Consider the following 8987-nt stretch of genomic DNA (forward strand, 5'->3'; position numbering starts at 1 on the left):
TATTATTTACGCATTTTTTCAATAACTTTTGACAATATTAATATGCCTTTGTCAATATCTTCAGGTTTAGAATTGGTATAATTAAGTCTTACAGTGCCTAAACCTCTTTTAGCTTCATAAAAAGGCTCTCCTGCAGCAACTGCAACTCCTTCATCGGAAGCTTTCCTTGAAAATTCAACGGCATCAATTCCTTTAGGAAGCGACGCCCATATAAACATACCTCCTTCAGGATGCGTCCAATGCATATCGCTGGGAAAATATTTATTCATAGCTTCCAGCATATAATTACATTGCCTGCCGTATAAATCTATTATTCTTTTTATATGTTCATCATAGTCATTATCCTCAAGATACTGACTCACAACCAACTGAGAAAATGTAGATGTATGCAAATCTATAAGCTGTTTATAATCTTTCATTTTAGTATATAATTCTTTATTTCTGCATGCTATCCAGCCCAATCTCATACCTGGAACAACAGTTTTAGAGAAAGTTCCAAGCAGTATAGCCTGCTCTCCCAAATATATTCCTAAAGATTTTTGAGGCTCGCCTCTGAATCTTAACTCTCCGTAGGGATTATCTTCTATAAAAAAAGTATCCTTATCTTTTATAATATCTGCTATGCTCTCTCTAACGGCATTTGTATATGTTATTCCTGTGGGATTTTGAAAGTTAGGAACGGAATAAAAAAACTTATGATTATATTTATTCACAGCCTCTTTAAACTCGTTAATATCCGCACCGTCTTCATTTAAATTAATAGTATGAATATTAGGATTATAAAGATGAAATGACTGTAAAGCAGCCAAATAAGACGGATCTTCAACTAAAACATCATCATCAGGATCTATCAGACATGAAGAAATAATATCCAATGCCTGCTGAGAACCATTAGTAATGAGTATATCATTAGAATTAATATCAATACCTTGTTTTTTATATCTGTTTGAAATAAACTCTCTTAAAGGTCCGTATCCTTCAGCACTATTATATTGCAGAGAATAGGCGCCTTTAGTATCCAGAACTTTATTTACAGCGGCTTTAATTTCTTCTACAGGAAAAGATTTTGGATTAGGCAAACCGCCTGCAAATGATATTAAATCGCCCTTAGCTGCAACCTCAAGCATAATTTTAACAAAACTGCTTTGAAAATCTTCTTTTAATGCTCTTTTTGATAATCTTAATTTCATAGTAATATCCATTTAAAAATTTGTTCTATATTATACACTACTATTAACAATAATGCTACATTATTTTTTGATTTTTTATATATAGTAATTTCATAAAACTAACTGTATATAAAAAATACAGACTTTTAAAAATCCGCAGATTTATATTAATTTGCTATATTTTCCAATTAGGAAAGCGTTTTATAACGGCAGAAATAATATCCGTTTTATAATGCTGCTCCAAATTAACAAGCTTTTGAAATTCACTGAATATTATTTTAACATCATCTTCAGATTCATTTTCTATAAATTTAAGCAAATAAGCTTTATCAAATACCAAATCATAAACAGACTTCAAAAGTTTTCTGGACTGAGCGGAAGTTTCTTTTTTATCAACTATCTTTAATAAATGAGGTATTATATTAAGAAGTCCTATCATAAGGGAATTTTTATTGATATTTATATTAACTTCTGCATTATCATAATATTCACCGTCTAATATCTTTTGTGCAAAATAAACAAACGATTCTGGACACTCTCTGTAATGAAGAAATATATCATCTATAGTTTTTGCAAGCATATTAGCTTTCCCATCTTCAAATAATTTATTTACTATAAGATAATGATTTTTAACATGAGAAGAATAAAGCATTTTTAATATTATATTATAATAGTCATCTCTTCTTCCGTCCCAAATTGCTTTTATAAATTTTTCCCTGTAATTAGATGAAGGAAGAATTTCATAAATATGAGTATAATCATCAATATCTTTAACTATATCCGAAAGCAAAGGTATGCCGCTGCATAAATTTGACTGACTTCTTAAATATATTATGCTTACTATTCTTGCATCATTCGGCGATTTTTTATCCTTAGAAACATTAACAAAATAGCTGTTCATTTCTTCTGCTTCTTCGGAATTCATATTGGAAGTATATGTCAAATATTCCATATATATTTGATATTTTTCAAAGAAATTATCCGCTTTATTAAATTTAGATAAACTCTCGGCATCATAAGTATCAGCTTCTTCATTATATAGGAAAGTATTTTTATCAAATTTAACAGCAGTAGAAGCTCTCACATATTTCTTAGCGCCTTCAATCCACTTAGTATACAATGACTCTGACAACACAACATAAGGTTTTGATGTTAATTCATGCTTTAAATCTTTTGTAGTAATGCTTTTTTTATATTTTAAAATAATAGTTAAAAGCTCTGTAGGGTTTTCCTCAGCTATTTTTTTAATTTCATTAATTCTATAAGCCTTATATACATTAATGTCATCATCAGGCAATGTTGTAAGGGATTGTATAGCCATATCAAATGTCATTTTTCTAATATCTTCCTGAGATACAAATTTTATATTAACATTATTAATATCTATAGACTTAATTTTACCTACACCGAAGTTTCTGTGAATAACATATTTATCAACATCATATTGTATATACTTCTCAAAAATATCTATGCAGTCTTTAGGCTTCTTATTTACATTCGTAATAGAAGATATCTCCTCTATTTTTTCAAAAAGCGTATGATTGGGATATAAAGCCTTATATACATCTACAAGTCTGTGTCTGAAAAATTTAGCCTTTTTATTATTCTGCGCCACTATATCCTGTTCATAATTAAGAAGATTTTTTATAGTTTTTAATGCATCGCTGTATCTGTTATTTTCAAAGTAATGAAAAAATATTATCTTCCAAACATCTATCATTATATTAGAATCTACTAATGTGTTTAAAGCATTTTCATACTTAAGCAGATAATTATAATTATCAGGCTCATATTCCAATACCTTTTTAATATCGCTTTCTGCATTATTTCTTTCTCTTAAAAGATTCCTTTCAAAAGCAATTTTATAATAATGCACAGCGCTGCTTATATCTCCTGACATCTCTTTTGTATGCGCTATCTTTTCTGGAAGTTCAGGATTAGAAACATCAAATCTTATAAGTCTTTCCCAAATCTCCAATGCTTCGGCATCTCTATTGCTGCTTTGATAATAGCTTGCCAAATATCTTAAAGCATAATCGCTTTCATAATATTCATCTAAAATCTTATGGCATATAAACTCTACTATATTCCACTTTTTAGCATTTTTAAAAATACCTAAAAGTTTCTCCAAACTCATATCCGAATAATTTAAAGTCTTTAAATTTAAAAATCCGTTTGCATATAATGCTGATATATGATTAGGATTTTTCTCAAGCTGCATCTTCGCAGTCTCCATAGCCGTATTTATATAATTAATGTCATTTATATCGTTAATAATACTTGATAAATCTGCAAAGTATTTAGCGGTATAATTAAGCAGCGGTTTTCTAGTGAATGTTTCTTCTGAAAATATCTTTTCCAATTTTTGCAGAGCTTCTGACATGTTAATCACTCCTTATATAATATTTTTATGTAGTATTGCAGTAAGTCTTTATCTATCATAGCCATTTTTCTGCCCCATACTTTAATCTCTTCTGCATCGGAATCGCTTTGTCTCATAATAAGATATGCCGTTAAAAAAGAGTATGAAGATAAAAGCTTTGGGGCTGTTATTTCTCTTAATTTTAACTTTCTGTAATCTGCCTCCAGACGAGATATATTTCTTCTAAGCTCAAACTCTTCCTGTTCGCTCAAAGGCCTTTTCACATCTAATATATTCATAAGTTCGCCGTAAGCGCTCATCCATAATATTATCTCTTCCTGACTATTATTATGAACTCCTCTTTTAATTATTATATCTTTGATTTCTCTAAGTATTTCTATTCTTATATTTTCAAACTCTATGCTTAAAGGATCATAAAATAAAGCATCTCTTATATACATTTTGCACTTTTTCTCATCGCCTAATATATTATAAAGCATAGCAATATAACTGAGAGTCTTTGAATTATAAGGCTCTATAGTATTTAAATATTCATAAGACTTTAATGCTCTGGAATAATCCTTTAATTCTATAAAAGCATTGGAAAGCAAATGCAGCTCTTCAGCGCCTTCAATATCATTGGTATTCAGCTGCATTATTAATTCTATAATTTTATTATATACATAATAATGTATAGCTTTAATTGATATTAAATTATCATCATAAGATTTACCTCTTACAAAAATACTAAATTTTTTATACGAAGCATCTAAAAGCCTGCAATATTCTATACTGTTTCTCTCTGCGCTTTTAAACTTTTCCAGTCTGTTAATCCAAAATTTAACGCAAGATATATTTTCATATAGATTTTCACATTCAAAATCTTTTGACATAATCCTATCAAAATCTTCCATAGATTCCGTAAACAAACCATGCTTTAATTTAGTTTCTATAATGCCGAAAATATCTTTAACCGTCTCCTTTCTAGAAAATAATTCTTCTTCCATTATAATTTAAAATAAACTACTCCTATAAAGTTAAAAACGTATAGAGATATACGCATACTATCTATAAATATAATCAAATAAATACAAATTGTCAAGCAAAAAATACATTAATTATTATAGGCGCATATAAAACCCGACTTTTAATAATATTCTTTATATATTAAGATAAGAATTATATAAATTGTAAGAAGTTATTAATACAACATATTCTTAAAAGTAAAAATAATATAATAATATAAATATAATCAAAAATAGATGACTGCAATCCCACTGCTGTATTTTCACTTTAAAAAATCTATAACATAAGAAAAAATATCTTACCAATTATTCCCACTATTATTATGCCTAATGCGGGAAGAGTTGATATTTTAATATTTATAAGACTGTCATGCTTTATATTAAATACGGCAAAAGTATACAAACTCATAGATAAAATGGTGCAAGATAATAAAAAACTTATTTTACTTACTTCAAACATATTAAGAGAATCCAAAACAGGCTTTGTTATTATACCTCATTCTATTCCTCATACTGCACCTATGGAAGAAACAAAAAATCTGATAATTAAAAAAATACTATCATTTTTCTATATTAAGATATCCAATCAATCTGTCATAATCAGCATTGAGTACAAGTCTTTCAGGAAAGTCTATAGATTTTAATAATTCCAAAGCATCTTTATGATCTCCGACTTTATATTTTGAATGGGCATCGGATGTAACTACAATATTAACTTCATATTTTTTACAGGTTAAAGCAATTTCCCTGCATATAGCAAAACTTCCTTTTCTTATAATAAATGATGAAGAATTAATTTCTATAAGCTTATTATATTCTCTGCATAACTTTACTATATATTCGATATCAAATTCAAATTTAGGATTTCCTATATGTCCCAAACAGTCAATATCATCATTTTTTATAACTTCGGCGTATCCGTTAGTATGTTCTTTTTTAGAAAAGGGATGTATAGAATCTTCATGATAGGAAGCTATAGCAAAATCTAAATAATTTAATATATCTGAACTCAAATCTAATTTTCCATGATAATTAATTATATTAGCTTCGCAGCCTCTAAGAAGTCTTACTCCGTTTATATAATCAGGCAGATTATGCATAGCTCTGAAATGCACAGCTTTAGCTCCGTCGCTGGAAGCAGGTCCATGATCGGTTACAGATAAAACCAAAAAACCTTTTTCTTTAGCCGAAATCATCATTTCATCAACTGTACTGTAAGCATGTTCGCTTACCAGCGTATGAGTATGTAAATCAGCTATTATTTTCATAAGATTTACCTATTTATCAGATATTGATTTTACCGCATCCAATATTATTTTTACAGTATTATCTGCTCCTATAAAATCACTGTTCAAGCAAATATGATAATTTCTTGCATCTCCCCAATTCTTTCCAGTATAATAATTATAATGCTTAGCTCTTAATTTATCCCTTTCTCTAAGTATTTTCTCTATATTTGAACTGTCTAATTTATATTCGCTGACTGCTCTTTTAATTTTACTGTTCATATCCGAATAAATAAATACATTAATACAATTATCCATTCCCTCCAATACATGATTAGCGCATCTTCCAACTATGACACAGGAATTTTTTGATGCTATTTCTTTAATAACATTACTTTGGGCAAAAAACATAGTATCTTGCAAAGACTCTCCGCTTCCGAAAACCATATTTCCTGCATAAGAACAAGTTATTGCAAAATTAAAAAGAGAAGATCCCGTTAATTTCTGTTCATTTTCTTTTATATATTCTGATGAAAAACCTGTCTTATCCGAAGCCATTTCTATTATAGCTTTATCATAAAAAGGTATATCTAATTTTTTTGCAGTCATTTCTCCTATATATCTTCCGCCGCTTCCGAATTCTCTGCTTATAGTTATAACAATATTTTTACTCATAACATATACTCCATAATATGCACTTGCAACAGTTTAGCAGTATTATATATATTTGTCAAATTAAAAAACATAGCGCATAATAATTTAAAATACTTTTATTAAAAATCAGAAAAAGTCTGAAAAAGTTTTTTCTTTTGCATTTTCATCTTTCATAACTCCTATATCATACAAATACCTAGTAACCGATAATGAAAAACTACCTTTTATAGGAGTTTTAGGATATAGTATTATAATAGGCGTTCTCTTTTGTACTGAAATCATAACTTTTTCTTCATCAAAAAGAACAGGGCCCAAAAGAACCAAATTAATATCTAATGAAAATTTTGCAGTTACTTTTTTAACTTCTCTATATAAATTAATAGCCCAGTCTATATTTTTTACTTTATTAACTATAAGATACATTTTATCGGTCATATTATTAACATATATCATCTTCATAAGCCTGTAAAGATCCGTAAGCGATGTTATTTCAGGATTAGCTATAAGAATAATATCATCAGACATCTCATAAAAACGCATCATAGGCTGAGTAATTCCAGCAGCATAATCTATGACAACATAATCATAATCTTCAGCCAAAATCTTTAAATCCTTAGCAAGATTTGACAAATTAAAATCATTTTCAAATTGTACAAATCTCTGTATATTAACTCCTGCACTTATAACATCTATGCCATGTTCGCTTTTTATAACGCAGTCTTTTAATGTCAAAGCACCTTCAAAATATTCCTGTAATTTAGATTGAGGTTTTACATGAAGCAGTATAAAAACATTAGAACAGTTAATATCTATGTCAAATATTAAAACCTTATATCCTCTAGAAGCCAGTTCTGCAGAGAAATTTACAGAGCATAAAGTTTTTCCTGCACCGCCCTTTCCGCTGGAAAAAGATATTATTCTTCCCATATTATTGTCCTGTATACAATTTTAATACCTGAGCCACTCTAAAACGAACATTCTCGTCCCAATCCAGTATATGCGGCTTTAATGCTTTAATTACAGCCGTTTTGTTGGTATTATCTACATTTTTTGCCAATTCTTCAAGAGCTTCAAGTCTTTTTTCAACCTCTTCGCTTTCCAAAAGTGCAAAAATTTCTTTCATAAACTTTCCTTAAAAAATCAAACAAATAATACTTTACTTAATTATACATTATATAATATTTTTGTCAAAATATAAAATGATTAATTAAATTTAATTTTTATTCTGTTTAATAAAATTATCGTCATTATAAAAAAGGTTTTTCTTTAGTAAAATCGGGCAGATAATTTTCAGAACTTTCTATTTCCTGAATTAATAGATTCTCAAATCCCAAATCCAAAGCATAATTAACTATATCATCATATTCTTTTTTATACAATTTTCTGTTAATATTTTCAAAACTCAAAGCTTTAAACTTAGGACTATACTGCGACATTAAAGATATAAAGCTATTTAAAAATCCTCTTTCCTTAAGCTCTATCAATATATCATAAGAATCCGATTCATTATTAGGAAGAACTAAATGTCTTATTATAATGCCTCTTTCAGCAATTTTTCTGTCATTAATATATAAATCTCCAACCTGACTTTTCATTATTTCCAAAGCATTTACTGCAGTATTAAAATAATTTTCAGCTTTTGAATATTTAAAAGCTTTATCATCAAAAACATATTTTAAATCAGGCAGATATATATCAACAATGCCTTCTAAACAATCTAAAAGTTCTTTTGTATCATAACCATTTGTATTATAAACTATAGGCAAATTGAGCCCTTTTTCCAAAGCGTATTTTAATCCTTTCAAAACAGGATATATCACATGAGAGGCACTTACCAAATTTATATTTTCAGCCCCCTGATTTTCCAAATACAAAAAATAATCGCCCAATGTTTTGGTATTAATTATACTGCCCAATCCTTCAGAGCTTATCTGATAATTCTGACAAAATACACAGTTTAAATTACATCTTGAAAAAAATACCGTACCGCTTCCGCCTTCTCCTGCAAGCATAGGTTCTTCTCCGAAATGCAAAGTATGAGAAGCTGTTTTTATATGCTCCGTATCTTCAAAAATTTTACATCTTCCTATATTGTTTTTATTTCTATCAACATGACATATATGTCCGCAGCATATACAGCTGTTATAAAGAAGTTCAGCTTTTTCTAAAGCTTTGTATATATTTTTTAAATGTTTTTCATTATACATAATTTATCCCTATTAATTAAAAAATTATATATAAAAATATTATGCCTTTAAAATTAATAATTATTTATTGTCTGCTTCTAAATATTTAATAGCCCATTCAACTATTATGATGCATTGTGTTCTTACTCAGTAATTTTTTTGAGAAACATGCATTATTTTATCTTAAAATGCAAACTATAATACTGATTAATTTAACGCAATACATTTTATTAATAACTTTATAATATTCTTATAAATCGCTGTATTAAGTAATAATTATTAAACTGATATAAAAAAATTTATTCTGCATAAAAATTATAAAATAAAACAGCCTATTATATTATAATAATAGACCGCTTCATTTT

Annotated in this window: 9 protein-coding genes; all 9 read right to left on the minus strand. The window is 28.1% G+C overall.

Annotation, left to right across the window (positions count from 1 at the left end; translation table 11 throughout):
* Nucleotides 1–2: 2 nt before the first annotated feature.
* Nucleotides 3–1190 (minus strand): PLP-dependent aminotransferase family protein, encoded by a 1188-nt coding sequence (locus tag QZ306_RS09465; protein ID WP_295163352.1) that lies wholly within the window; start codon nt 1188–1190, stop codon nt 3–5.
* Nucleotides 1191–1344: 154 nt separating this feature from the next.
* Nucleotides 1345–3552 (minus strand): transcript cleavage factor, encoded by a 2208-nt coding sequence (locus QZ306_RS09470; protein WP_295163353.1) that lies wholly within the window; start codon nt 3550–3552, stop codon nt 1345–1347.
* Between the two features lie 5 nt (nt 3553–3557).
* On the minus strand, nt 3558–4538 hold the full coding sequence (locus tag QZ306_RS09475) for a hypothetical protein (RefSeq protein ID WP_295163355.1): 981 nt from the start codon (nt 4536–4538) through the stop codon (nt 3558–3560).
* Between the two features lie 295 nt (nt 4539–4833).
* Nucleotides 4834–5016: a hypothetical protein gene (locus tag QZ306_RS09480; protein ID WP_295163356.1), complete on the minus strand. Its 183-nt coding sequence runs from the start codon at nt 5014–5016 to the stop codon at nt 4834–4836.
* Between the two features lie 100 nt (nt 5017–5116).
* Nucleotides 5117–5824 (minus strand): phosphatase, encoded by a 708-nt coding sequence (locus tag QZ306_RS09485; RefSeq protein WP_295163358.1) that lies wholly within the window; start codon nt 5822–5824, stop codon nt 5117–5119.
* A gap of 9 nt (nt 5825–5833) precedes the next feature.
* Nucleotides 5834–6457, minus strand: coding sequence for an AAA family ATPase (locus tag QZ306_RS09490; protein WP_295163360.1), 624 nt, complete (start codon nt 6455–6457; stop codon nt 5834–5836).
* Between the two features lie 105 nt (nt 6458–6562).
* A complete protein-coding gene (locus tag QZ306_RS09495; RefSeq protein ID WP_295163362.1) occupies nt 6563–7363 on the minus strand; it encodes an AAA family ATPase in 801 nt (266 codons plus the stop codon).
* 1 nt (nt 7364) lies between these two features.
* A complete protein-coding gene (locus QZ306_RS09500) occupies nt 7365–7559 on the minus strand; it encodes a hypothetical protein (RefSeq protein ID WP_295163364.1) in 195 nt (64 codons plus the stop codon).
* A gap of 124 nt (nt 7560–7683) precedes the next feature.
* Nucleotides 7684–8643 carry a radical SAM protein gene (locus QZ306_RS09505; protein ID WP_295163366.1) on the minus strand — a complete coding sequence of 320 codons (960 nt, stop codon included), beginning with the start codon at nt 8641–8643 and terminating at the stop codon, nt 7684–7686.
* Nucleotides 8644–8987: the final 344 nt, after the last annotated feature.

It is taken from the genome of uncultured Brachyspira sp. (assembly GCF_910588665.1).
Taxonomy (GTDB): Bacteria; Spirochaetota; Brachyspiria; order Brachyspirales; family Brachyspiraceae; genus Brachyspira.

Coding starts and splice junctions, on each gene's coding strand:
- QZ306_RS09480 (WP_295163356.1), bottom strand. CDS start 5,016: ATGTTTGAAGTAAGTAAAATAAGTTTTTTATTATCTTGCACCATTTTA.
- QZ306_RS09475 (WP_295163355.1), bottom strand. CDS start 4,538: ATGGAAGAAGAATTATTTTCTAGAAAGGAGACGGTTAAAGATATTTTC.
- QZ306_RS09495 (WP_295163362.1), bottom strand. CDS start 7,363: ATGGGAAGAATAATATCTTTTTCCAGCGGAAAGGGCGGTGCAGGAAAA.
- QZ306_RS09485 (WP_295163358.1), bottom strand. CDS start 5,824: ATGAAAATAATAGCTGATTTACATACTCATACGCTGGTAAGCGAACAT.
- QZ306_RS09490 (WP_295163360.1), bottom strand. CDS start 6,457: ATGAGTAAAAATATTGTTATAACTATAAGCAGAGAATTCGGAAGCGGC.
- QZ306_RS09505 (WP_295163366.1), bottom strand. CDS start 8,643: ATGTATAATGAAAAACATTTAAAAAATATATACAAAGCTTTAGAAAAA.
- QZ306_RS09470 (WP_295163353.1), bottom strand. CDS start 3,552: ATGTCAGAAGCTCTGCAAAAATTGGAAAAGATATTTTCAGAAGAAACA.
- QZ306_RS09465 (WP_295163352.1), bottom strand. CDS start 1,190: ATGAAATTAAGATTATCAAAAAGAGCATTAAAAGAAGATTTTCAAAGC.
- QZ306_RS09500 (WP_295163364.1), bottom strand. CDS start 7,559: ATGAAAGAAATTTTTGCACTTTTGGAAAGCGAAGAGGTTGAAAAAAGA.